This is a genomic window from Streptomyces subrutilus, assembly GCF_001746425.1.
GTDB classification, from domain to species: Bacteria; Actinomycetota; Actinomycetes; order Streptomycetales; family Streptomycetaceae; genus Streptomyces; species Streptomyces subrutilus_A.
In genome coordinates, this window is record NZ_MEHK01000001.1 from 2,424,275 (window position 1) to 2,446,230 (window position 21,956).

Annotated in this window: 23 protein-coding genes and 1 pseudogene; 14 read left to right on the forward strand and 10 right to left on the reverse strand. The window is 73.7% G+C overall.

The features are described 5' to 3' along the window. The first annotated feature begins 12 nt into the window (after nucleotides 1-12). The 3 genes from BGK67_RS11925 (at nucleotide 13) to BGK67_RS11935 (ending at nucleotide 1,992) form a co-directional block, all read left to right on the forward strand. Nucleotides 13-684 carry a DUF3105 domain-containing protein gene (locus BGK67_RS11925; protein ID WP_069920067.1) on the forward strand — a complete coding sequence of 224 codons (672 nt, stop codon included), beginning with the start codon at nucleotides 13-15 and terminating at the stop codon, nucleotides 682-684. Next, the gene (locus BGK67_RS11930; protein WP_069920068.1) at nucleotides 681-1,412 is read left to right on the forward strand and encodes a DUF305 domain-containing protein; all 732 of its coding nucleotides are present in this window, start codon (nucleotides 681-683) and stop codon (nucleotides 1,410-1,412) included. The genes BGK67_RS11925 and BGK67_RS11930 overlap by 4 nt, the downstream gene beginning before the upstream one ends. 160 nt (nucleotides 1,413-1,572) lie before the next feature. After that, entirely contained in the window at nucleotides 1,573-1,992 is a 420-nt protein-coding gene (locus tag BGK67_RS11935) for a CBS domain-containing protein (RefSeq protein ID WP_069920069.1), read from the forward strand. On the opposite strand, the gene BGK67_RS11940 is transcribed toward BGK67_RS11935, so the two are convergent. Beyond that, nucleotides 1,977-2,939 (reverse strand): alpha/beta fold hydrolase, encoded by a 963-nt coding sequence (locus BGK67_RS11940; RefSeq protein ID WP_079154136.1) that lies wholly within the window; start codon nucleotides 2,937-2,939, stop codon nucleotides 1,977-1,979. The two genes, BGK67_RS11935 and BGK67_RS11940, sit on opposite strands and share 16 nt — an antisense overlap. Continuing rightward, on the reverse strand, nucleotides 2,936-3,646 hold the full coding sequence (locus BGK67_RS11945; RefSeq protein ID WP_069920070.1) for a DUF998 domain-containing protein: 711 nt from the start codon (nucleotides 3,644-3,646) through the stop codon (nucleotides 2,936-2,938). The genes BGK67_RS11940 and BGK67_RS11945 overlap by 4 nt, the downstream gene beginning before the upstream one ends. 182 nt (nucleotides 3,647-3,828) lie before the next feature. Between BGK67_RS11945 and BGK67_RS11950 the strand changes: the two genes are divergently transcribed. The 3 genes from BGK67_RS11950 to BGK67_RS11960 all read left to right on the forward strand — a co-directional run bounded on the left by BGK67_RS11950 (nucleotide 3,829) and on the right by BGK67_RS11960 (nucleotide 7,302). Continuing rightward, on the forward strand, nucleotides 3,829-4,137 hold the full coding sequence (locus tag BGK67_RS11950; protein WP_069920071.1) for a multicopper oxidase domain-containing protein: 309 nt from the start codon (nucleotides 3,829-3,831) through the stop codon (nucleotides 4,135-4,137). Between the two features lie 36 nt (nucleotides 4,138-4,173). Continuing rightward, on the forward strand, nucleotides 4,174-5,475 hold the full coding sequence (locus BGK67_RS38840; protein WP_069920072.1) for a DUF4190 domain-containing protein: 1,302 nt from the start codon (nucleotides 4,174-4,176) through the stop codon (nucleotides 5,473-5,475). A 72-nt stretch (nucleotides 5,476-5,547) separates the two neighbouring features. Further along, nucleotides 5,548-7,302 carry an NAD+ synthase gene (locus BGK67_RS11960; protein WP_069920073.1) on the forward strand — a complete coding sequence of 585 codons (1,755 nt, stop codon included), beginning with the start codon at nucleotides 5,548-5,550 and terminating at the stop codon, nucleotides 7,300-7,302. Between the two features lie 70 nt (nucleotides 7,303-7,372). Here the strand turns inward: BGK67_RS11960 and BGK67_RS11965 are convergent, their stop codons facing one another. Continuing rightward, on the reverse strand, nucleotides 7,373-8,395 hold the full coding sequence (locus tag BGK67_RS11965) for an endonuclease/exonuclease/phosphatase family protein (RefSeq protein WP_079154137.1): 1,023 nt from the start codon (nucleotides 8,393-8,395) through the stop codon (nucleotides 7,373-7,375). 299 nt (nucleotides 8,396-8,694) lie between these two features. Here BGK67_RS11965 and panB point away from each other — a divergent pair, with 299 nt between their 5' ends. The 3 genes from panB (at nucleotide 8,695) to BGK67_RS11980 (ending at nucleotide 11,540) form a co-directional block, all read left to right on the forward strand. Then, nucleotides 8,695-9,573: a 3-methyl-2-oxobutanoate hydroxymethyltransferase gene (gene panB / locus BGK67_RS11970; RefSeq protein ID WP_069920074.1), complete on the forward strand. Its 879-nt coding sequence runs from the start codon at nucleotides 8,695-8,697 to the stop codon at nucleotides 9,571-9,573. A gap of 114 nt (nucleotides 9,574-9,687) precedes the next feature. Further along, nucleotides 9,688-10,689: an ATP-binding cassette domain-containing protein gene (locus BGK67_RS11975; RefSeq protein WP_432215437.1), complete on the forward strand. Its 1,002-nt coding sequence runs from the start codon at nucleotides 9,688-9,690 to the stop codon at nucleotides 10,687-10,689. Continuing rightward, nucleotides 10,686-11,540 (forward strand): ABC transporter permease, encoded by an 855-nt coding sequence (locus BGK67_RS11980; protein WP_069920076.1) that lies wholly within the window; start codon nucleotides 10,686-10,688, stop codon nucleotides 11,538-11,540. Before BGK67_RS11975 ends, BGK67_RS11980 begins: the two co-directional genes overlap by 4 nt. Nucleotides 11,541-11,597: 57 nt before the next feature. Here the strand turns inward: BGK67_RS11980 and BGK67_RS11985 are convergent, their stop codons facing one another. Then, complete coding sequence (locus tag BGK67_RS11985; protein ID WP_069920077.1) at nucleotides 11,598-14,972, reverse strand: AfsR/SARP family transcriptional regulator; 3,375 nt, start codon at nucleotides 14,970-14,972, stop codon at nucleotides 11,598-11,600. Nucleotides 14,973-15,046: 74 nt separating this feature from the next. On the opposite strand from BGK67_RS11985, the gene BGK67_RS11990 reads away from it, so the two are divergent. Then, nucleotides 15,047-15,847, forward strand: coding sequence for a site-2 protease family protein (locus BGK67_RS11990; protein WP_069920078.1), 801 nt, complete (start codon nucleotides 15,047-15,049; stop codon nucleotides 15,845-15,847). Nucleotides 15,848-15,897: 50 nt separating this feature from the next. Here the strand turns inward: BGK67_RS11990 and BGK67_RS11995 are convergent, their stop codons facing one another. Continuing rightward, a complete protein-coding gene (locus BGK67_RS11995) occupies nucleotides 15,898-16,080 on the reverse strand; it encodes a hypothetical protein (RefSeq protein ID WP_069920079.1) in 183 nt (60 codons plus the stop codon). A gap of 84 nt (nucleotides 16,081-16,164) precedes the next feature. Further along, the gene (npdG, locus tag BGK67_RS12000) at nucleotides 16,165-16,881 is read right to left on the reverse strand and encodes an NADPH-dependent F420 reductase (RefSeq protein WP_069920080.1); all 717 of its coding nucleotides are present in this window, start codon (nucleotides 16,879-16,881) and stop codon (nucleotides 16,165-16,167) included. A 109-nt stretch (nucleotides 16,882-16,990) separates the two neighbouring features. On the opposite strand from npdG, the gene BGK67_RS12005 reads away from it, so the two are divergent. Continuing rightward, the gene (locus BGK67_RS12005) at nucleotides 16,991-17,695 is read left to right on the forward strand and encodes a hypothetical protein (protein WP_069920081.1); all 705 of its coding nucleotides are present in this window, start codon (nucleotides 16,991-16,993) and stop codon (nucleotides 17,693-17,695) included. A 7-nt stretch (nucleotides 17,696-17,702) separates the two neighbouring features. Here the strand turns inward: BGK67_RS12005 and BGK67_RS12010 are convergent, their stop codons facing one another. Next, entirely contained in the window at nucleotides 17,703-17,948 is a 246-nt protein-coding gene (locus tag BGK67_RS12010; RefSeq protein WP_069920082.1) for a hypothetical protein, read from the reverse strand. Nucleotides 17,949-18,029: 81 nt separating this feature from the next. Between BGK67_RS12010 and map the strand changes: the two genes are divergently transcribed. Together map and BGK67_RS12020 are read left to right on the forward strand one after the other, a co-directional pair. Further along, a complete protein-coding gene (gene map / locus BGK67_RS12015; RefSeq protein WP_069920083.1) occupies nucleotides 18,030-18,887 on the forward strand; it encodes a type I methionyl aminopeptidase in 858 nt (285 codons plus the stop codon). Nucleotides 18,888-19,004: 117 nt separating this feature from the next. Then, a complete protein-coding gene (locus BGK67_RS12020) occupies nucleotides 19,005-19,652 on the forward strand; it encodes a biliverdin-producing heme oxygenase (RefSeq protein WP_069920084.1) in 648 nt (215 codons plus the stop codon). Nucleotides 19,653-19,735: 83 nt separating this feature from the next. Here the strand turns inward: BGK67_RS12020 and BGK67_RS12025 are convergent, their stop codons facing one another. Both BGK67_RS12025 and BGK67_RS40925 read right to left on the reverse strand, forming a co-directional pair. Further along, entirely contained in the window at nucleotides 19,736-20,416 is a 681-nt protein-coding gene (locus tag BGK67_RS12025) for a PhzF family phenazine biosynthesis protein (RefSeq protein ID WP_244291195.1), read from the reverse strand. 19 nt (nucleotides 20,417-20,435) lie between these two features. Further along, the gene (locus tag BGK67_RS40925) at nucleotides 20,436-20,669 is read right to left on the reverse strand and encodes a hypothetical protein (protein WP_079154138.1); all 234 of its coding nucleotides are present in this window, start codon (nucleotides 20,667-20,669) and stop codon (nucleotides 20,436-20,438) included. Here BGK67_RS40925 and BGK67_RS36185 point away from each other — a divergent pair. Next, nucleotides 20,636-21,159: pseudogene (locus tag BGK67_RS36185) on the forward strand (ATP-binding cassette domain-containing protein); the annotation flags it as partial. The gene BGK67_RS40925 and the pseudogene BGK67_RS36185 sit on opposite strands and share 34 nt — an antisense overlap. Here the strand turns inward: BGK67_RS36185 and BGK67_RS12035 are convergent. Next, entirely contained in the window at nucleotides 21,089-21,952 is an 864-nt protein-coding gene (locus tag BGK67_RS12035; RefSeq protein WP_069920087.1) for a PhzF family phenazine biosynthesis protein, read from the reverse strand. The pseudogene BGK67_RS36185 and the gene BGK67_RS12035 overlap by 71 nt on opposite strands. Nucleotides 21,953-21,956: the final 4 nt, after the last annotated feature.

Here is a 21,956-nt window from a genome sequence, read left to right on the forward strand (position 1 = left end):
AACCAGGGCACCATGGCCAGCAAGTCCGGAAAGACCCCCGACCAGCACTCCCGCCAGGCGCGCATAGCCGAGATGCGCCGGGCCGACCAGGCACGCGACCGGCGCAACAAGGCCATCGCGATCACGACCTCCACGGTCATCGTCGTCGGCCTGGTCGGCTTCGGCGCCTGGGTGATGATCGGCCAGAAGCAGGAGGAGCAGCGCAAGAAGGACGCCGTCGAACTGGCCCGCAAGACGCCGGTCGACGGCGAGCAGACCTGGGACGCGAAGAACCTCGGCCGCAACCACGTCGAGACCCCGGTCAAGTACGAGATGAACCCGCCGGTCGGCGGGGACCACCACCCCCGCTGGATGAACTGCAACGGCGACGTCTACAAGAACCCGGTGCCCGAGGTGAACGCCGTGCACTCGCTGGAGCACGGCGCGGTGTGGGTGACGTACAACGACAAGGCCGCCCAGGGCGAGGTGGACAAGCTCGCCGCGACCGTGGGCAAGACGCCGTACACGCTGATGAGCCCGGTCAAGGAGCAGGCCGGCGCGATCATGCTCAGCGCGTGGGGCAAGCAGCTGACGGTGGAGAAGGCGGACGACCCGCGGGTGGCGCAGTTCTTCACCAAGTACGTGCAGGGCCCGCAGACCCCGGAGCCGGGCGCGGCCTGCACCAGCGGGGTGGCCGGCCAGTGAGCCGGCCGTCCGGCGACGACACCCCGGGCGCCGCCCGCCGCACCCCCCGTACGTACTGGGTCGCGGGCGCGGCCGTGCTGCTGGCGCTGCTGTTCGCGGCGGCGGCCACCGTCACGGCCGCGACCGGCGACAGCGGCGGCGGTACGCCGGCCCGCACGCCCGCGTTGCACTCGCCGGACGCGGGCTTCGCGCGGGACATGGCGGTGCACCACCAGCAGGCGGTGGAGATGTCGTTCATCGTGCGGGACCGCACCCAGGACGAGGCGGTGCGCACCCTCGCCTACGACATCGCCAACACCCAGGCCAACCAGCGGGGCATGCTGCTCGGCTGGCTGGACCTGTGGGGGCTGCCGAAGGTGGTGGCGGGCGAGCCGCCCATGTCCTGGATGGGCACCTCGGGCTCGGAAGGCGGGCACTCCGGCCACGGCGGCGACACCGGCCACGGCGCCGGCCAGGCCGCCAAGCCCGGCGCGCTGATGCCCGGCATGGCCACGAAGGAGGAGCTCGCCCGGCTGGACGCGGCCTCCGGCCGGGACGCCGAGGTGCTCTACCTCCAGCTGATGACCGACCACCACGAGGGCGGCGTCGCGATGGCCGAGGGCTGCGCGCGGCAGTGCGGGACGCCGGTCGAGCGGGAGCTGGCGCAGGGCATGGTCGACGCCCAGCGCTCGGAGCTGACCCTGATGGCGGACATGCTCCGACAGCGCGGGGCTGCGCCGCGCGGGTGACGGGGCACGCCCGTACGGTGGTGGGAGGGCGCCTCCCAGCCGTACGGGCGTGCACTCCCCCGTTGCACTCTGCACTCCCCCTTCCCCCGTACCGGCCGGGGGACGCCGCGGCGGGCGTGTCCGCGCCCCGCCGCACGACGGCGCTCAGGAGGTTGATGCGATGACCACCGCCGGAGAGATCATGCACGCCGGGGCCCAGTGGATCCCCGCCACCGAGACCCTGGACCGGGCCGCGCAGCTGATGGCCCGCCTCAACGTGGGCGCGCTGCCCATCAGCGACGAGTCGGAGCGGCTCTGCGGCATCCTGACCGACCGCGACATCGTGATCGGCTGCGTGGCCAAGGGCCACGACCCGGCGCAGGTGACGGCGGGAGACATGGCCCAGGGCACGCCGCGCTGGATCGACGCCGACGCGGACGTCTCCGAAGTGCTCGAGGAGATGGAGAGCCACCAGATCAAGCGGCTGCCGGTGATCCGGGACAAGAAGCTGGTCGGCATGATCAGCGAGGCCGATCTGGCCCAGCACCTCACGGAGGACCAGATCGCCGGCTGGGCGGAGAAGGTCTACGCCCGGTCCTGATCCGGCGCGGCGTACAGGACCGCCCGGGCCACCTGGTCCGGGCGGTCCAGCATGACCAGGTGCCCGGCGGGCTCCGCGACCTCGAAGCGGGCCCCGAGTCGGTCGGCCAGGTCCGCCTGCCGGGCCAGCCAGCGCAGGGCACCGCGGCCCCCGGAGCCGTCGTGGCCCGCCAGTACGGTGGCCGGCGCGGTCAGCGGGTGCGTCCCGCGCAGCGCCAGGACCTCGGCGGCCGCGTCCGGGTAGCCCGCGTTCTCCAGCAGGGCCCCGCGCCACACGCGACCGGTGCGGTAGCAGCGGCGTACGAGGTCCCGCGCGGCCGGATCGCCGCCGCCGGTGCGGGAGGCCCGTACGGTCGCCCGCCGGGCCGCCGGACCCAGCGCGGCGGGCACCCCGACGGCGGTCACCGCCCGGCCGAGCACGCGGGCGGCGGCGGTGCGCAGGGCAGCGGGCGGCAGCGTGCGCGGGGCCTCCTCCACGCTGGAGTCGACCAGCACCAGGGCCGCGGTGCGCTCGGGGTGCAGGCGGGCGAAGGCCTCGGCGTGGAAGCCGGCGATCGAGTGCCCGACGACGGTGACGGGGCCGGCCAGGCCCAGCGCGTCCAGCAGCCCGGCGATCCGGCGGGCCTCCCCGGCCGCGGTCGCCGGTGCGGCCGCGGGACCGCTGAGGCCGTGCCCGGGGCGGTCGAAGCGGACGACGGTGCGGCCGCGGGCCACGAGCAGTGCGGCGACCTCGTCCCAGTCGAACCAGGCCATGGCGAGCCCGGCGCTGAGCACGGTCACCGGCCCCCGGCCTTCGGCCACGACGTGCAGCGGTACCCCGTCGACCCCGTCCACGCGCACGAACCGGCCGCGGGCGCCGGTGCCTTTGCCTGTGCCTGTGCCGTGCCGCGCAAGCCCGTCTCCGGACGACGGGTCGACGGACTCCGAGATCTCGTATCCCGTGTTCATGTACGGCGCTCCCGGTGGACGGAGTACGCGAGCAGGCCCAGCCAGAGTGCCACGAGCAGCACCTGCAGGCGCTGCCCGGCGCCCAGGGCCCAGGTTCCGCGCCCGGCGGTGAACATCGCGATGGCGGTCAGGGTCCATGCGGTGGCGAGCAGTTCGAGTACCACGAGCACGGGCCCGTAGCGGGCGAGCGGGGCGAAGCAGCCGTAGCGGCGTGCGGCGATGGTGAGGGCCACGATCCCGACGAGGGCGCCGGTCATGGCCAGGCTGCTGCTGACGGCATGGGCCTGGTGGGTGGCGGGGACCAGCCCGGCGGTCTCCCGTGCGGCGCACTCGGGATCCGCGGTGGGCGCGCAGCTGAGCGGCAGCCAGGCGTCGGCGGCGGTGGCCGCGCCGAACAGGGTGACGCCGGCCCAGCCGGCCACCGTCCAGGGGCGGCGGGACTCCGCGTGCCGCGCCAGCCGCAGCAGCGCCAGCAGTCCGCCGAGGAAGACGAGCATCCCGGCGGTGAAGTCGGTGGCCCGGAACAGGCCGCCGAGCGGCTGGTCCTGGGCGGCCAACTCGCTCACGTACGTTTCGATGGGATTGAGACCCGTGGAGAGGACGACTTCGAGCACCCACGCGGTGTAGGCGGCGGCGCCCAGACCTATGAGCGCGGCAACGGGCAGCGCGGTCTTGGGGGAGCGCGGAGAGAGGCCATGAGTGGACATAGTGTGACTAATCCTATGCAAACGTGGCGTCGGTCCCCAGATCGGATACCCGCCCCCGGTAACGTCCGGGCCTGACGTGCAGTTCCCGGCGAGACGCCGCGCCGCTCGGGGGCGCGGCGACCCGGCTACGCGAGGTGCTCCGATGCGCTCCCTTCCCACCCGTCGCGCCGCACTCGGCGCCTGTGCCGCCGCTGTACGCCCCGCTCATCGTCGAGGCGCGACGCGACGCGATGTGGCATCCGGTGCACCTGCACGGGCACACCTTCGCGCCGGCGGGCGAGGCGGGCGGGGCCCGCAAGGACACCGCGGTCCTGCTGCCGGGCGGGCGGCTGACGGCCGACTTCGACGCGGACGATCCGGGGCTGTGGATGCCCCACTGTCACAACGTCTACCGCTCGGACTCCGGGGATGACGACGGTGATCGGCTACCAGCTCTGGTACGCGGAAAAACCCGGCGGGGGCCGGGCGGCGGCGTGGCACCCTTGCGGTGATCAGGACAGCCGCGAAAAAAGGACGCCTCCGCCGGTATGAGCACTCCGCCGAACCCGCCCAGCCCTCCCACCGGCCCCCCGAAGGATCCGGCCGGCGCCCCCATACCCGAGGCGGCCCCCGGCCCGGACCCGCTCCCGCGGCCCCGGACGCCCGAGCCGCCGCTGTCCCTCGAGAAGCCCCAGCCGCCGGACAGGCCCCGGTCCGCCGCGCAGCCCCCGGCGCCCGTGCCGCCTGCGGCGGAGCGGCCCGCCACGCCCGTGCAGCCCCCGGCGCCGGAGCAGACCGCGCCGCCCGAGCAGCCGCAGCCCGGCGCGGCACCCGAGCCCAACCCGTTCGCCCCGCCCGCCCCGGGCGCACCCACCCACCCCGCGCATCCCACGGGCCCCACCGTTGGAGGCGGGTTCGCCGCCCCCGGCGGGCACGGCGGGTTCGACCAGCACGGCCCCCAGGGCGCCGGCGGTCCCGGCCCCGGCGGCCCGCACGGGCCCGGTCCCGCCCACCCCTGGGCCCCGCCCGGAACCGGCTTCGGCGGGGGCCCGTACCCCGGGTATCCGCAGGCCCTCCCGATGACGAACGGGCTGGCCGTGGCCGCCCTCGTCGTCGGCATCGCCGGGGTCCTGATCGCCCTCGTCCCCTTCTTCTTCTGGGCCGGCGCCATCCTCGCCGCAACCGCCCTGGGCCTCGGCATCGGCGCTCTGGTCCGCGCCTCCAAGGGCGCCCCGCGCAAGGCGATGGCCGTCACCGGCACCGTCCTCGGCGTGGTCGGCCTCGGCGCCTCCGTGGCCGGCGTCTTCCTCTCCGCCTATCTCGTGGAGGAGGCCACCGACCGGGCCGGGCGCAGCCCCGACCGGCAGGAGCGCGAGCTGATCCCCTACCCCGACGCCTCCCCGAAGCCCATGACCCCGCCCTCGCCCTCCCAGGTGCCCGGCCTGACCAGCGCGCTGCCGTTCGGCGAGACCTTCACGTACGACAACGGCGTCAAGGTGAGCCTCTCGGCGCCCAAGAAGTACAAGCCGAAGGGGATCCTCGCCCGCGAGCAGGTGAAGAACGCGATCCAGATCACGGTGACCATCACCAACGGCTCGGCCGAGCCGCACGAGGTGATCCACGCCGTGCCCAACGTCCGCGACGACAAGGGCATGACCGCCGAGCTGGTCTTCGACAGCGACGGCTCCGGCGGCGGCGTCCCGAAGATGGTCCGGGGTTCGATCCTGCCCGGCCAGTCCGCCAGCGGGGTCGTGGCGTACGAGGTGCCCGAGGGCACGGCGAGCATCAGCGCGGACATCTCCGCGGGCACCCTCCTGGACGACGTGAAGTACGCCGGCCCCGTCACCTGACCGGCGGTCCGCAGCGGCGAGAACGGCCGGGACCCAGGACATCGCGTCAGAAAGACGATTAGACTGGGTCCCGTGCCTCAACTACGCCTCGCTCTGAATCAGATCGATTCGCACGTCGGCAACATCGCGGCCAACGCCGACTCGGTCGTCCACTGGACCCGGCACTCCGCCGAGCAGGGCGCCCACCTGGTGGCGTTCCCGGAGATGGTGCTGACCGGCTACCCCGTCGAGGACCTCGCGCTGCGCGAGTCCTTCGTCGAGGCCTCCCGCTCCGGCCTGCGCGAACTCGCCCGGCGGCTGGCGGACGAGGGGCTCGGCGAGCTGCCGGTCGTCGTCGGCTACCTCGACCGCAGCGACACCTCGGCCCCCCGGCTCGGCCGCCCGGCCGGCTCCCCGCAGAACGCGGCCGCCGTGCTGCACCGCGGCGAGGTCGTGCTCCGGTTCGCCAAGCACCACCTCCCCAACTACGGCGTGTTCGACGAGTTCCGGTACTTCGTGCCGGGCGACACCCAGCCGGTCGTCCGGGTCCACGGCGTCGATGTGGCCCTGGCGATCTGCGAGGACCTGTGGCAGGAGGGCGGCCGCGTCCCGGCCACCCGGTCCGCCGGGGCCGGGCTGCTGATCTCGATCAACGCCTCCCCCTACGAGCGCAACAAGGACGACCTGCGCCTGGAGCTGGTCCGCAAGCGCGCGAAGGAGGCCGGCTGCACCCTCGCCTACGTGGCGATGATCGGCGGCCAGGACGACCTGGTCTTCGACGGGGACTCGATCGTCGTCGACGGCGGCGGCGAGGTCATCGCCCGCGCCCCGCAGTTCTCCGAGGGCTGCGTGCTCGTGGACCTCGACCTGCCCGCGGCGCGGTCCGCCGTGCCCGAGGGCGTCGTCGACGACGGGCTGCGCATCGACCGGGTGATCCTGTCCGAGGAGCCGGTCGAGCCCTACGAGCCGGTCGTCCCCGGCGGGTACGCCGAGCGCCTCGACGACGACGAGGAGGTCTACGACGCGCTGGTCGTGGGCCTGCGCGCGTACGTCACGAAGAACGGCTTCCGCTCGGTCCTGATCGGGCTCTCGGGCGGCATCGACTCCGCCCTGGTCGCCGCGGTCGCCTGCGACGCCGTCGGCGCGCAGAACGTCTACGGCATCGCGATGCCGTCGAAGTACTCCTCGGAGCACTCCCGGGGCGACGCGGCCGAGCTTGCCGAGCGGACCGGGCTGAACTTCCGTACCGTGCCGATCGAGCCGATGTTCGACGCGTACATGGGGTCGCTGGGCCTCACCGGGCTCGCCGAGGAGAACCTCCAGTCGCGGCTGCGCGGCACGATGCTGATGGCGGTGTCCAACCAGGAGGGCCACCTCGTGCTGGCCCCGGGCAACAAGTCGGAGCTGGCCGTCGGCTACTCCACCCTGTACGGCGACTCGGTGGGCGCGTACGGCCCGATCAAGGACGTGTACAAGTCGGACGTCTTCCGGCTCGCCCGGTACCGCAACCGGGCCGCGGCCGAGCGCGGCGAGGTCCCGCCGATCCCGGAGAACTCGATCGCGAAGCCGCCGAGCGCCGAGCTGCGCCCCGGCCAGGTGGACACGGACTCGCTGCCGGACTATCCGGTGCTGGACGCGATCCTGGCCCTGTACGTGGACCGCGACAAGGGGCTGGAGGAGATCGTCGCGGCGGGCTTCGAGCCGGAGCTGGTCGCGAGGACACTGCGGATGGTGGACACGGCGGAGTACAAGCGCCGCCAGTACCCGCCGGGCACGAAGATCTCCGCCAAGGGCTTCGGCAAGGACCGCCGCCTGCCCATCACGAACGGCTGGCGCGAACAGGCGTAGCCGCCGCGCCCGGGTCGTACGGGAAGGGGGCCCGCCGCATCGGCGGGCCCCCTTCCGTGCGTGCGGCCGCCTACACCTTCAGCCGCGCGGCGACCGGCAGGTGGTCGCTGCCCGTGCGCGGGAGGGTCCAGGAGGCCTCCGGGGTGATCCCGCGGACCATGATCTGGTCGATGCGGGCCATCGGGAACTGGGCGGGCCAGCTGAAGCCGAAGCCGTCGCCCGCGGCGCCCTGCGTGGAGCGCATCTGCGAGGTGACCTCGGACAGGGCGCGGTCGTTCATGGTGCCGTTGAGGTCGCCGAGCAGGACGACCTTCTTCAGCGGTTCGGCGGCGAGCGCGGCGCCCAGCGCGTCGGCGCTGTTGTCGCGCTGGTTGGCGGTGAAGCCCGCGTTCAGCTTGACCCGTACCGAGGGCAGGTGGGCGACGAACACGGCGACCTGCCCGTGCGCGGTGTCCACCGTGGCGCGCATGGCCCGGGTCCAGCCCATCTTGATGTCCACGGGGCTGCTGGCGGTCAGCGGGTACTTGCTCCAGACGCCGACCGTGCCCTCGACCGAGTGGTACTTGTACGTGTCCGCCAGGGCCTTTTCGTAGACCGGGACGGCGCTGCCCTTCAGCTCGGTCAGGGCGAGGACGTCGGCCCCGGACTTCGCCACCGACTCGGCGGTTCCGCGCGGGTCGGCGTTGTCGGCGTCCACGTTGTGCGTGGCGACGGTCAGGTTGCCGCCGGAGCCGGACTTGTCGGTGACCAGCCCGCCGAACAGGTTCGCCCAGACCACGGCCGCCAGCAGTATCGCGATCAGCGCGGTCGCGGACCGGCGGAACAGGGCGGCGGCCAGCAGCACCGGGACGGCCACGCCCAGCCAGGGCAGGAAGGTCTCGGTGAGGCTGCCGAGGTTGCCCACGTCGTTGGGCAGCTGCGCGTGGAAGATCATGATCAGTGAGATCAGTACGGAGAAGGCGGCCAGCACCAGCCCGCGCCGCCAGATCCCCCGGTCATCCCGCAGTTCGGCCAGCCGGCGTCGGAAGCGGGATGCGGAGGGCTCGGGCTCCGAGCCGCCGTTCCCCTTTTCCGTCATGTACGCCTGTGCCATGCCGCTGCCCTCACTGCCGTGCTCGCGCTCCGTCCCCGCCCCTTGACCCTAGGCGATGTACGGAGCCTTCCGTGCGCTACCGCACGACCGCCTGTCGCGGCCGTACGTTCCGGAGGACGAACGCCCGTGCGCCAAGGGTTCCGGTTGTCACGAAACGCTCACATTGGCTCGAGCGGAGATGGGGCGGGCCCGGCCCGCCGCCCCGCCCACTTCCGCCACGGGCCACCCGGGTGCGACGATGGTGGGTGAGTCCGGGGACGCCGTGAGGGCGCCTCGAGATGACACAAGGAGCAGTTGCAATGACGCATGCCGTTTCGCCTGCCCGCGAGCCCGCAGCAGCATCTCCGTCGGCCACGCCCACCCTGTACGGCGGCTCGGGCACCCGGCGCATCACCATCCGCGACCTGAGCCTCGCCAAGGAACGCGGCGAGAAGTGGCCCATGCTCACCGCCTACGACGCCATGACCGCGTCCGTGTTCGACGAGGCCGGCATCCCGGTGATCCTCGTCGGCGACTCCATGGGCAACTGCCACCTGGGCTACGACACCACCGTCCCGGTCACGATGGACCAGATGACCATGCTGTCGGCGGCCGTCGTACGCGGCACGAGCCGCGCCCTGGTCATCGGCGACATGCCGTTCGGCTCGTACCAGGAAGGCGCCGTGCAGGCGCTGCGCAGCGCCACCCGCCTGGTCAAGGAGGCCGGCGTGGGCGCGGTGAAGCTGGAGGGCGGCGAGCGCTCGCTGGCCCAGACCGAGCTGATCGTGCAGGCCGGCATCCCGGTCATGTCCCACCTGGGCCTGACCCCGCAGTCGGTCAACGCCATGGGCTACCGGGTGCAGGGCCGCAGCGACGAGGCCGCGCACCAGCTGCTGCGCGACGCCAAGGCGGCGCAGGACGCGGGAGCCTTCGCCGTGGTGCTGGAGCTGGTTCCGGCCGAGCTGGCGGCCGAGGTCACCCGGTCCCTGCACATCCCGACGGTCGGCATCGGCGCGGGCGCGGAGTGCGACGCGCAGGTGCTGGTGTGGACCGACATGATGGGTCTGACCGGCGGGAAGATGCCGAAGTTCGTCAAGCAGTACGCGAACCTGCGCCAGACCATGAACGACGCGGCGAAGGCCTTCGCCGAGGACGTGGTGGGCGGAGCGTTCCCGCAGGCGGAGCACGCCTTCCACTGACCGTTCGGCACGTAGCGCCCGACGGCCCGCCGACACGATGTCGGCGGGCCGTCGGCCGTGCGCCGGGGGGGTTGTCGGTCGGCTGTCGGTGCTTTGTCAGTGGCACCTGGTCCCATGGTGGGCATGACGCGAAACGACAAGAGCCCCAACGCCGTGGAAGTACGGGGGCTGGTCAAGCACTACGGCGAGACCAAGGCCCTGGACGGGGTCGACCTGGACGTCCGCGAGGGCACCGTCCTCGGGGTCCTGGGACCCAACGGCGCCGGCAAGACCACCCTGGTCCGCTGCCTGTCCACCCTGATCGTCCCGGACGCCGGGACCGCGACCGTCGCCGGCTTCGACGTGGTGCGCCAGCCGCGGCAGCTGCGCCGCACCATCGGCCTCACCGGCCAGTACGCCTCGGTCGACGAGAAGCTCTCCGGCTGGGAGAACCTCTACATGATCGGGCGGCTGCTCGACCTGTCCCGCAAGGAGGCCCGGAAGCGGGCGGACGAGATGCTGGAGCGGTTCTCCCTGACCGAGGCCTCGAAGAAGGCCGCGATGAACTACTCGGGCGGTATGCGCCGCCGCCTGGACCTGGCGGCCTCGCTGATCGGCAACCCGGCCGTCCTCTACCTGGACGAGCCGACCACCGGTCTGGACCCCCGTACCCGCAACGAGGTCTGGGACGAGGTGCAGCGGCTGGTGGCCGAGGGCGCCACCGTCCTGCTCACCACCCAGTACATGGAGGAGGCCGAGCAGCTCGCCGGCGAGCTGACGGTCATCGACCGCGGCAAGGTCATCGCCCACGGCAAGGTCGACGAGCTGAAGGCCCGGGTCGGGGGCCGCACGCTGCGGCTGCGCCCCGTGGACTCCGCCGACCTGCCGGGCATGGCCCGCTCGCTGGCCGAGGCCGGGCTCGACGGCGTGGCCGGCTCGCAGGCCGTGCCGGACGAGGGCGTCCTGCTGGTGCCGATCCTCAGCGACGAGCAGCTGACCGCCGTGGTCGGCCTGCTCGCCGCCCGCGGGTACGCGCTCGCCGACCTCGGCACCTACCTGCCCAGCCTGGACGAGGTGTTCCTGTCGATCACCGGCCAGAAGCCCACCACCGAGATGACCGAGGAAGTCGCGGCATGAGCACCGTAACCACGACGAAGCAGTCCGCCGGGAGCACGCCCGTCCGGGCCGCCGCGGCCCCTCTCGCCGGCGATGGCCGGATCGGCCTGCGGGCCAACCTGCGGCACATCGGCGCCCTGGTGCGCCGCAACGCCCTGCAGATCAAGCAGGACCCCGAATCGATGTTCGACGTCCTGTTCATGCCGATCATCTTCACGCTGCTGTTCGTGTTCGTCTTCGGCGGCGCGATCTCCGGCAAGGGCAACCAGGCGGACTACGTGAACTACGTGGTCCCGGGCCTGATGGCCATGATGGGCATGAACATCGCGATGGCGGTGGGCACCGGGGTCAACGACGACTTCAAGAAGGGCGTGATGGACCGCTTCCGGTCCATGCCGATCGCCCGGTCCTCCGTGCTACTCGCCAAGATCGTCGTCGAGCTCGGCCGGATGATGGTGGCCATCACCATCCTGCTCGGTGTGGGCTTCATCCTCGGCCTGTCGATCAAGTCCTCGGTGCTGGACCTGTTCCTCGCCATCGGCCTGTCGGCCGTCTTCGGCGCCTCGCTGATGTGGATCTTCATCCTGCTCGGTCTCACCATGAAGACCGCGCAGGCCGTCCAGGGCATGGCGATGCTGGTCCTGATGCCGCTGCAGTTCGGCAGCTCGATCTTCGCGCCGCCGGCCACGATGCCGGGCTGGCTGCAGTCCTTCACGGACTACAACCCGCTGTCCAACCTGGCCGACGCGGCCCGCGCCCTGATCAACGGGACTCCGGTCGGCGACTCGGTGTGGATGACCCTGGCGTGGTCGGTGGCCATCACGGCCGTCACCATGCCGCTCGCGGTGCGCAAGTTCCGCCAGAAGACCTGAGCCGCGGACCGGTCCGTTCCGGATCGCGTCCCGGGCGGGCTCCGGCCGGGGGCCGGGTCAGACGAGGGCGGTGGCCTCCTCCAGGGTGAGGCCGCCGCCTTCGGCGTACGCCGCCTCGTACCCGGCATCGCCCAGCGCCGCCCGCGCCAGCTCCTCGGCGCGGGCGCAGTCCGCGCGTTCCGTGGTGACGGGGAAGTGCCGGGGCGGCAGCAGCGCCCGGTAGGCGCCGAGCAGCCGGGCGGCGTCGTACTCCCGCTCCGGGCCGCCGAGCGAGACCAGGGACAGCGCCGCGGTCACCAGGTAGACCGCCGGCAGCTGCGGGGCGACCATCCGGGCCAGCGGGTCCCGCACGCTCTCCATCGCCCGGCGCAGCAGGCCGAGCGCCTCCTCGTACGCGCCCTCCTGGTTCGCGAGCCAGGCCAGCGTCCCCAGCAGGAAGCCGTCGAAGACGGCGAACGCGCCGAAGGTGAACTCCTCCCGCAGCGTCTGGAGCTGGGCGCGGGCCTCCGGGATCCGGCCGGTGCGGCCCATGATGCCCGCCAGGAACATCCGGGCGGCGGGCATGGCCTCGTTGCCGTACTGCCGGGGTGTGGCGGTGACCTCGGTGAGGATCTCCTCGGCCTCCTCCATCCGGCCGGTTTCGCAGAGGGTCCCGGCCATCCGGACGCGCAACACCGTCACCTGCGCCTTGGCGCCCAGGCGTTCGGCGTACGCGATGGCCTCGAGGAAGTCCCGGGCGGCCAGGGCGTACTCGCCGCGTTTCTCCAGGGACTCGGCTCGGGCGGAGAGCGCCTCGGCGCAGCCCCAGGCGTCGCCGAGCTCACGGAACAGGGCCAGGCTCTCGTCGGCGTCGCGGGCGGCGTCGCCGGCCCAGTCGGCCCGGTTGGCGAGGATGTTGGCCCGCAGCTGGAGGGCGGAGGCCAGCTCCCAGCGGTAGCCGAGCTCGCGGGCGGTGTCGACGGTCGCGTCGATGACCCGCTGGAGCCGTCCGGCGTCGCCCGCGATCATGACGGCGTAGATCCAGAGGGAGGCGGGGGTCCGGCAGGTCTGCGGGAGTCCGGGCCGGTAGGCGGTGATGATCCCTTCGACCTGGGCGCGGATCTCCGGGCTGTTCCAGCCGGTCTTGCTCTGGTCGCGGGAGGCCAGCCGGACCAGGTGGAGGGCGCGCCAGGCCTCGGCGAGCACTTCGCCGCCGTAGGGCGGGGGCGTGTCGACGAGCCGTTCGTACACGGGCTGCGCCAGGGCCACGGGGGCGGCGAACGGGTCGGGGCCGAGGGCCGCGGCCGCGTCGGACCAGTGCCGGGACTCGGCGCGCAGGTCGTGCATGTGCCAGTACCAGCCCAGCGAGTGGATGAGGCAGAGCACCTCGTCGGCGTCGCGGGCGGCGACGGCCCGGCGCAGGGCGGTACGGACGTTCTCGTACTCGGTGGCGAGCCGGTCGGCGGCCGCCCGCTGGCCGTGGCCGCGCAGCAGCGGCTCGCCGGTGCGGGCCAGCTCGCGGTAGTGGACGAGGTGGCGGCGCTCGGTCTCCTCGCGGTCGCGGCCCGCCTGGGCCAGGCGCTCGGCGGCGTACTCGCCGACCGTCTCCAGCAGGCGGTAGCGCATGCCGGAGCCGTCGGAGCCGGGGGCGGCCACGACGAGGGACTTGTCGACGAGGGAGCCGAGCGTCCCGGCGACGTCGAGGACGCCCCCGGCGCACACGGTCTCGGCGGCGGCGAGGTCGCAGCCGCCCGCGAAGACGGACAGCCGGCGCAGGACGGTGCGCTCGGGCTCCTCCAGCAGGTCCCAGGACCAGTCGACGACGGCGCGCAGGGTCTGCTGCCGGGGCAGCAGGGTCCGGCTGCCGCTGGTCAGGAGCCGGAACCGGTCGTCGAGGCGGTCGGCGATCTGGCGCGGGGTGAGCAGCCGCAGGCGGGCCGCGGCCAGTTCGATGGCCAGCGGCAGCCCGTCGAGGCGGCGGCAGATCTCGGCGCAGGCGGCCGGGTCCTGGGCCACGGTGAACCCGGCGCGGGCCGCGGCTCCGCGGTCGGCGAGGAGCCGCAGCGCGACCGGGTCGGGCAGCGGCTCCACCGGGCGCAGCGTCTCCCCGGGGACGCCGAGGGGTTCGCGGCTGGTGGCCAGGATCCGGATGCCGGGGCAGTGGACGAGCAGCCGCTCGGCGAGTTCGGCGGCCGCCTCGACGACGTGCTCGCAGTTGTCGAGCAGCAGCAGGAGCCGCCGGCGGGCGCAGTGCTCGGCGAGGCGGTCGAGGGGGTCGTCCCCGGTGCGGTCGGTCAGCGCGCGCAGTTCCTCGGCGGCGGCGCCGCGCAGCTTGGTCTCCCGCGCCCCGAGCGCGGCGAGCACGGCCTCGGCGACGTCCTCCGGGTCGTCCACGGGGGCCAGCTCCACGAGCCATACCCCGTCGGGCCAGCCGGCCGGGTCCTGGGCCTCGGCGGCCTCCTGGGAGAGCCGGGTCTTGCCCGCCCCGCCGGGCCCGAGCAGGGTGACGAGCCGGGCGCGGGCGAGGTCCTCGCCGATGACGCGGATGTCCTCCTCGCGCCCGACGAAGGTGGTGAGCCGGGCGCGCAGGTTGCCCTGCGCGGGCTGCCGGCCGGGCTGCGCCGGCGCCGGGCCGGGGCGGGGGGAGCCGGTGCCGGAGGCCGGCGGGTACGGGCTGTGGCCGGGCCGCGCCGGGGCCGGCTGTCGCGGGTGCGCACCGGGCCAGGAGGCGGGGGCGGGGTTCAGGAGCTCGGCGTGCAGGGCGCGCAGGGCCGGGCCAGGGTCGGTGCCCAGACGGGCGGCCAGCTCCCGGCGGACGGTGTCGTACGCCTCCAGGGCCTCCGCCGGGCGGTGCGCGTCGCGCAGCGCCCGGATCCGCAGCACCTGCAGGGGCTCGTCCAGCGGCTGCTGGGCGCACAGCGCGGTCAGCTCCGGCAACGCCTGCTCCGCCCCGCCCAGGGCCAGGGCCGCGGTGAGCCGGCCCCGGCGCGCGTCCATCCGTACGGCGTCCCAGCGCGCGGACTCCGCGGCCGGGTCGGGGAGGTCGGCCAGGGCCGGGCCGCGCCACAGGGCGAGCGCCTCCTCGTACAGGGCGCCGGCCTTGGCCGGGTCCCCGTACTCCAGGGCCTCGGCGCCGGCCCGGGCCAGCCCCTCGAAGCGGTACAGGTCGACGTCCTCGCGGTCGGCGGCCAGCAGGTAGCCGCCCTCGGCGGAGCGCACGGCCTCGTGGCCCAGCGCCCGGCGCAGCCGTGCGACCAGCGCCTGGAGGGCGGCCGGCGCGTCGGCCGGCCGGTCGCCGTCCCACACCTCGGCGACGAGCAGGTGCGCCGGCACCGCCCGGCCGGGCCGCAGCGCGAGCGCGGTCAGCAGCGCCCGCAGGCGCGCTCCGCCGACGGCGACGGGGGTCCCGTCGTCGCGCATGGCCTGGGTCGTACCGAGAATCGCGTAACGCACCGGCCCATTGTCCCCGGACCGGCGCCCGGGCCCGACCCTATTTCCGTGGCGGCAGCCGGGATAGGTTTCGCGGCATGGGTCATCAGGGCAGCCGCGGTGAGCGGCGGATCAGTTCCGTATTCCTCGGCATCGCGGCCGTCATGGCCGTCACCGGGTGGGCCGTGTGGACCGGGTACTCGACGAGCACCGGGCTCGCCGTGTTCCTGTTCGTGACCTCGGCGTGGGTGGTCTCGCTGTGCCTGCACGAGTACGCGCACGCCCGCACCGCCCTGCACGGCGGTGACCTCTCGGTGGGCGCCGAGGGGTACCTGACGCTGAACCCGCTCAAGTACACGCACGCGCTGCTCAGCATCGTCCTGCCGGTGCTCTTCGTGATCCTGGGCGGCCTGGGCCTGCCGGGCGGCGCGGTGTACATCGAGCGCGACCGCATCCGGGGCCGCTGGAAGCACAGCCTGATCTCGGCGGCGGGCCCGCTGACCAACGTGGCCTTCGCCGTGGTGTGCACGGCCCCGTTCTGGCTGGGCGCCCTGGACGGGGTCCCGCTCGCCTTCCGCTACGCGCTGGCCTTCCTGGCCCTGCTCCAGGTCTCGGCGGCGATCTTGAACTTCCTGCCGGTGCCGGGCCTCGACGGCTACGGGGTGATCGAGCCGTGGCTCTCGCACCGGATCCGCCGCGAGGTGGCGCCGCTGGCGCCGTTCGGCCTGATCGCGGTGTTCGCGCTGCTGTGGATCCCGGAGGTCAACGCGTTCTTCTTCGACGTGGTGCGCGACATCCTGTCCGGCCTGGGCGTGTCGGACCTGGAGACGTACTGCGGCCGCGACCTCTACCGCTTCTGGCAGGAGGGCAACGGCCTCTGCGAGGTCCCGCGGGACTAGCGGGCGCGTCCCGGGCGCGAACCCGGGGCGCGCGCCTAGGAGGCTCGGGCCTAGGAGGCACGGGCCGCCTTCTCGGCCTTCGCCTTGCGGATGTAGTACCAGGCCATGTTGGACGTCAGACCGGCCAGCAGCACCCAGACGATCCCTATGAAGCTGCCCTCCACGAAGGCGACGACGGCCGCGGCCACGGCAAGGACGCAGACGACAACGGCGAAGACGGCAAGGCGGGGCATGGGAAGAGCTCCTCGAAGGACACTGGACGGGGCCGAGCCCCCCCAGTGTCTCCCATGCCCCGCAGTGAGGGCGGCCGGGCGCCGTCAGACGTCCGTGACGCGCAGGCCCGCGTGGGCCTTGTAGCGGCGGTTGGTCGAGATGAGGTTGGCCACCAGGGACTCGACCTGGTGGGCGTTGCGCAGGCGGCCCGCGAAGACGCCGCGCATGCCCGGGATGCGGGCGGCGAGGGCCTGGACCAGGTCGGTGTCGGCGCGGGACTCGCCGAGGACCATCACGTCGGTGTCGATCTCGTCGATCGACTCGTCCTGGAGCAGGACCGCCGAGAGGTGGTGGAAGGCCGCGGTGACGCGGGAGTCCGGCAGCAGGGCGGCGGCCTGCTGGGCGGCGCTGCCCTCCTCGACGGGCAGGGCGTAGGCGCCCTGCTTGTCGAAGCCGAGCGGGTTGACGCAGTCCACGACGAGCTTGCCGGCGAGGTCCTCGCGGAGCGCTTCGAGGGTCTTGGCGTGGCCCTCCCACGGCACGGCGATGATCACGATGTCGCTGCGGCGCGCGCATTCGGCGTTGTCCGCGCCCTCCACGCCGAGGCCCAGCTCTTCTGCGGCGGTGTGCGCGCGGTCGGCGGCGCGAGAGCCGATGATCACCTTCTGGCCGGCCCGGGCGAGCCGGTAGGCCAGGCCGCGGCCCTGGTCGCCGGTGCCGCCGAGGACGCCGACGACGAGGCCGGAGACGTCCGGAAGGTCCCAGGGGTCCTTGGCGGGCGCCTTGGCCGGGGGCTGCTGCGTGCTGTCTGTGGAGGTCATGGGGGCGAGGGTACTGCCGAGTACCCCAGAGGTGGAGGGCCGGGAGGACGGCGGCGGGAGGAGCGGAGAAGTGGTCACGCTTGTCCGGTTCATGGTGCAGGATGCCGCTATGGATGCCGTGAGAGTCGCGCTGCTGCGCGAGGTCCTCGCCGGTACGCAGTGGCCCGGCGCAGCGCGCCGCTTCGCGGGCTCGCTGCGGCGCTCGGTCGTGCCGGCGGGCGGGAAGGCGGGCGGGAACCTGCTGCTCGTGGGGACCGAGGCCTACGAGCCCTGGCACCTGGCGGCGCACCTGGTGGACGAGGCCGCCTGGTCGGGGCTGCCGGAGCTGGCGCCCACCCTCGTGCGCCACCGCGTGCGGCCCGGGGAGCCGCCGCACCTGTCGGTGGGGCTGGGCAGGCTGGAGACGGCCCGGCGCGGGCACACGCTGCTGGTGGTGGCTCCCGGCGAGCCGGGCGAGGGGCTGCTGGAGCGCGTCCACGACGCCCGGCGCGCGGGGGCGACCGTACTGTCCCTGGACGGCGGGGATCCGGATCTGGCCGCGCTGGCGCACGACGCGCTCTCGGTGCCCGGCGCGCTCCCGAATGGGGCCGGCGCGCTCCCGGCACCGGGCGCGCTCCCGACGGCCGGGGGCTCCGCGGCGGGGGCGCCTCCCACCGCCGCGGACCCGGGCATGGACCTGGACACCGTGCAGCACCTGGTGAGCGCGGCGGCCGGGGAGAACAGCCTGCCGGTGCAGCGCGGGCCTCGCCGGTTCCGGGACCGGCTGGCGCGGCTGGCCGATCAGCTGACCGTGCCGCCGCCCAGCCGCTGGTAGCCCGTCCTCAGGTCGCCGTGCCCTCGCTGCCGCCGCCTTCTTCGCGGGACTTGTCGTTCCACTTGGGGTCGTTCTGCCATTCGAGGTTGCGTTCCTGCGCCGTCTCCATGGCGTGGGCCGCCTCCTCCCGGCTCCCGTAGGGGCCGAAGCGGTCCTTGGCAGGACAGTCGGGGCCTTCCTCGACCTTCTGGTGGACGAGGCAGTAGTACCATTCGCCCGGTTTGCCCACCTGGCGCTTCTTGAACAGGGCCATCGTTGTCGGGCTCCTCTCGATACCGCCGCTACCGCTCTCTGCCGCCACTCTGCCCCATCACCGCTGGATACACTCGCTTGCATGTCTGGCCAGTCGCTGCTCGTTCCAGGCGAGCTCTCTCCCGTCCGTTCCGTTCCCGGAAACATCCGCCGTCCCGAGTACGTGGGCAAGCCCGCACCCACCCCGTACACCGGCCCGGAGGTGCAGTCGGCCGAGACCATCGAGGCCATGCGCACCGCCGGCCGGATCGCCGCCCAGGCGATGGAGGAGGCCGCCAAGCTGATCGCGCCGGGGGTGACCACCGACGAGCTGGACCGGGTCGCCCACGAGTACATGTGCGACCACGGCGCCTACCCGTCGACGCTGGGCTACCGGGGCTTCCCCAAGTCGCTGTGCTCCTCGGTGAACGAGGTCATCTGCCACGGGATCCCGGACTCCACCGTGCTGCGCGACGGGGACATCGTGAACCTCGACGTGACCGCCTACATCGGCGGGGTCCACGGCGACAACAACGCCACCTACCTGTGCGGGGAGGTGGACGAGGAGTCGCGGCTGCTGGTGGAGCGCACCCGGGAGGCCCTCAACCGGGCGATCAAGGCCGTCAAGCCGGGCCGCCAGATCAACATCATCGGCCGGGTCATCGAGTCGTACGCGAAGCGCTTCGGCTACGGCGTGGTCCGGGACTTCACCGGTCACGGCATCAACTCGTCGTTCCACTCCGGCCTGATCATCCCCCACTACGACAGCCCGCACGCCACCACGGTCATCGAGCCCGGGATGACCTTCACCATCGAGCCGATGCTGACCCTGGGCACCCACGAGTACGACATGTGGGCGGACGGGTGGACGGTCGTCACCAAGGACCGCAAGCGGACGGCGCAGTTCGAGCACACCCTGGTCGTGACGGACAGCGGGGCGGAGATCCTGACGCTCCCGTAGCCGGTCCTTTTTTACCGACAAGCCGTCGGGAACACATTGACTTAGGCATACCTAAGCAGGAAGATCGGACGTGGCGGGCGTGCCGCCACGTCTTTTTCCTCTTCCTGGAGGTCCGTCTTGGACGCCTTCTCTACGGTCATCCGCGTCGCCTCGCACGAGCAGCACACCGAAGCGGAGACGTCGTCCTTCATGAGCGACCTGCTCGGCGGACGCCTCGGCGTGGACGCGTACACGCGCTACACCGAGCAGCTGTGGTTCGTGTACCGGGCCCTGGAGGACGCGGCCGAGTCCCTCAAGGACGACCCGGTCGCAGGTCCCTTCATCCGGCCCGAGCTGATGCGCGTCGCCGAGATCGAGCGCGACCTCGCCCACCTGCTGGGCCCGGACTGGCGCGAGAGCGTGGCGGCGCTGCCCGCGACCGAGGCCTACGCCGCCCGGGTGGCCGAATGCGCGGCCGAGTGGCCGGGCGGCTACGTCGCCCACCACTACACCCGCTACCTGGGCGACCTCTCCGGCGGCCAGATCATCCGCGACAAGGCGGAGCGCACGTGGGGCTTCGAGCGCAAGGGCGACGGCGTCCGCTTCTACGTCTTCGCGGACATCTCCAACCCGGCCGCCTTCAAGCGGACCTACCGCGAGCTGCTGGACGCCATTGCGGCGGACGACCTGGAGAAGCAGCGCATCGTCGACGAGTGCAAGCGCGCCTTCGACTTCAACGGCGCGGTCTTCCGCGAGCTGGGCGAGCAGTTCCCGCTCAGCGCGTAGTCCCCGCGGGGACACGGCACGAAGAGGGCCGGCCCGGTGCGCCCGCACCGGGCCGGCCCTCTTCGCACGCCCCCGCCCCTCGGTCAGCCGTGGGGCGCGGCCGGGGGCGCGAGGCGCGCGAAGCGGACGCGGCCGCCGATCTCCACGGAGCCGTCGGGATTGGGGGCGGTGAGGATCTGGGAGCCCTCGCCCTGAGTGATGTTCAGGGCGCGGTTCAGCTGGGCCGTGAGCAGCATCGCCGCCGAGCCGGTGGCCTCGTCCTCGGCGATGACCCCGTCGGCGCGGCGCGGGAAGCCCCGGGCGCGCACCCGTCCGGCGGCCTCGTCCTCCCAGGCCCACGCGTACAGCCAGCCCTCGCCCGGCGGCGGGGCCGGCAGCGCCTCGACCTCGGCGACCGATCCGTACTGCTCGGTGCGCTTGCCCTCGACCCACTCGGGGCGGGCCGTGATCCAGGTGAACTCGCCGTCGTCACGAGCCCATACGGGGCCGGCCGGCGGCTGGAGCTCCTCGACGTCCAGCAGCCAGGCGAGCCCGACCAGCGGGTGGCCGGCGAAGGACATCCGCGTGCCGGGGGTGCGGATGTCGACGATCCCGCGCTCGGGATCGTCCACGAACACCGTCTCGCTGTAGCCGAGTTCGGCGGCCAGGGCCTGCCGCGACGCGTCGTCGGGGCAGGCCCTGCCGTCACGTACGACACCGAGCAGGTTGCCGTGCCGGCCGTCGCCCGCGCAGAAGACCTTCAACACGTCGAGTTGATCGTTCACGCTGGCATTCAAACACGGCTCAGCGCTCGGCGACCCGCCGCCGGCGGGCGAGGAGGACCGCGCCCGCACCGGCCGCGATCACGGCGCCGGAGGTGCCGAGCAGCGCCCCGGCGGGGATCTCGGCGCCGGTGGTGGCGGGGCTGCCGCCGACGGTGGCCGCGGCGGCTCCCGTACCGCCCGTGCAGCCGGTGCCCCCGGTGGTGCCGGTGAAGGGGACGGCCGTCTTGCTGCCGGAGGCGTTCTCGACGTCCACGTAGAGGGTGCCGGTCTTACGTCGTACGGATGGGCCGCGCCCTGGGCCGGCACGCCGTTCGCCCACGCGGACGAGCAGGCGGTGGCCGCAGCCATGGCAGCGACCGAGGTCACCGACCTCGCCGCCCGCCCGTTCTCCGCGCTGTCCGGCGGCCGGCGGGCCCGGGTCGCGCTGGCCCGCGTACTGGCCCAGCGGGCGCCGCTGCTGCTCCTCGACGAGCCCCCCGCCGCCCTGGACCTGCGCCACCAGGAGCTCGTGCTGCGGATCTGCCGGGAGCGGGCCCCCGCCGGGGACGCGGTCGTCGTCGTCCTGCACGACCTGGGACCGGCCGCCGCCTACGCGGACCGGGCCGCCGTCCTGCACGACGGGCGGATCGCCGCAGTCGGGCCGCCCGGCCGAGGTGTTCGAGGACGCGCTGCTCAGCCCGCGATGGGCGTGCCCTCGCCGCCCACGCGGACCCGGGGGTCTCCCGCGCGCAGTTCCACCGTGATGACGCCCGGCCGGCCCATGTCCGCGCCCTGGTGGAGGGTGAGCACGGCGTCCGCCGGGACCAGGCCGAGCTCGCGGGCGTACGCGCCGAAGGCGGCCGCCGCGGCGCCCGTCGCCGGGTCCTCGACGACGCCGCCGACCGGGAAGGGGTCCCGTACGTGGAACTCCGCCGGGCCCGCCCGCCACACCAGCTGCACGGTCGTCAGGTCCAGGCGCCGCATCAGCGCCTCCAGCCGGGCGAAGTCGTACGCGAGGTCCGCGAGCCGGGCCCGGGTACCGGCGCCGAGCACCAGGTGGCGGGCCCCGGCGTAGGCGATCCGGGGCGGGAACGCCGGGTCCAGGTCCGCCTCCGGCCAGTCCAGCGCGGCCAGCGCCTCGGCGAGGTCGGCCGCGCCGATCTCCTCGGTGTGCGGCTCCACGCTGGTCAGCGTGGCCCGCAGCCGCCCGTCCCGGGAGGTGACGGACACCGGTACGGTTCCCGCCCGCGTCGCCAGGAGCAGCTCCCCGGGGCCGATCCGCTCCCCCAGGGCCACGGCGGTGGCGACGGTGGCGTGCCCGCAGAACGGCACCTCCGCCTTCGGGCTGAAGTAGCGCACGGTGAAGGCCCGGCCCGGTTCGCCCTCCAGCCCCTCGGGCGGGGCGGTCAGGAAGGCCGTCTCGCTGTAGCCGAGCCCGGCGGCGATCCCGAGCATCGCTTCGTCGTCCAGTCCGGCCGCGTCGAGCACGACGCCGGCGGGGTTGCCGCCCGCCGGGTCGCCGGAGAAGGCCGTGTAGCGGAGCACCTCAGTCGTCATGATC

What these genes read in the sequence shown, in the direction of transcription:
- BGK67_RS11925 (WP_069920067.1), top strand. Translation starts at nt 13, where the DNA reads ATGGCCAGCAAGTCCGGAAAGACCCCCGACCAGCACTCCCGCCAGGCG.
- BGK67_RS11935 (WP_069920069.1), top strand. Translation starts at nt 1,573, where the DNA reads ATGACCACCGCCGGAGAGATCATGCACGCCGGGGCCCAGTGGATCCCC.
- BGK67_RS11940 (WP_079154136.1), bottom strand. Translation starts at nt 2,939, where the DNA reads ATGAACACGGGATACGAGATCTCGGAGTCCGTCGACCCGTCGTCCGGA.
- BGK67_RS11945 (WP_069920070.1), bottom strand. Translation starts at nt 3,646, where the DNA reads ATGTCCACTCATGGCCTCTCTCCGCGCTCCCCCAAGACCGCGCTGCCC.
- BGK67_RS38840 (WP_069920072.1), top strand. Translation starts at nt 4,174, where the DNA reads ATGAGCACTCCGCCGAACCCGCCCAGCCCTCCCACCGGCCCCCCGAAG.
- BGK67_RS11965 (WP_079154137.1), bottom strand. Translation starts at nt 8,395, where the DNA reads ATGGCACAGGCGTACATGACGGAAAAGGGGAACGGCGGCTCGGAGCCC.
- panB (WP_069920074.1), top strand. Translation starts at nt 8,695, where the DNA reads ATGACGCATGCCGTTTCGCCTGCCCGCGAGCCCGCAGCAGCATCTCCG.
- BGK67_RS11975 (WP_432215437.1), top strand. Translation starts at nt 9,688, where the DNA reads ATGGTGGGCATGACGCGAAACGACAAGAGCCCCAACGCCGTGGAAGTA.
- BGK67_RS11980 (WP_069920076.1), top strand. Translation starts at nt 10,686, where the DNA reads ATGAGCACCGTAACCACGACGAAGCAGTCCGCCGGGAGCACGCCCGTC.
- BGK67_RS11990 (WP_069920078.1), top strand. Translation starts at nt 15,047, where the DNA reads ATGGGTCATCAGGGCAGCCGCGGTGAGCGGCGGATCAGTTCCGTATTC.
- BGK67_RS11995 (WP_069920079.1), bottom strand. Translation starts at nt 16,080, where the DNA reads ATGCCCCGCCTTGCCGTCTTCGCCGTTGTCGTCTGCGTCCTTGCCGTG.
- npdG (WP_069920080.1), bottom strand. Translation starts at nt 16,881, where the DNA reads ATGACCTCCACAGACAGCACGCAGCAGCCCCCGGCCAAGGCGCCCGCC.
- BGK67_RS12005 (WP_069920081.1), top strand. Translation starts at nt 16,991, where the DNA reads ATGGATGCCGTGAGAGTCGCGCTGCTGCGCGAGGTCCTCGCCGGTACG.
- BGK67_RS12010 (WP_069920082.1), bottom strand. Translation starts at nt 17,948, where the DNA reads ATGGCCCTGTTCAAGAAGCGCCAGGTGGGCAAACCGGGCGAATGGTAC.
- map (WP_069920083.1), top strand. Translation starts at nt 18,030, where the DNA reads ATGTCTGGCCAGTCGCTGCTCGTTCCAGGCGAGCTCTCTCCCGTCCGT.
- BGK67_RS12035 (WP_069920087.1), bottom strand. Translation starts at nt 21,952, where the DNA reads ATGACGACTGAGGTGCTCCGCTACACGGCCTTCTCCGGCGACCCGGCG.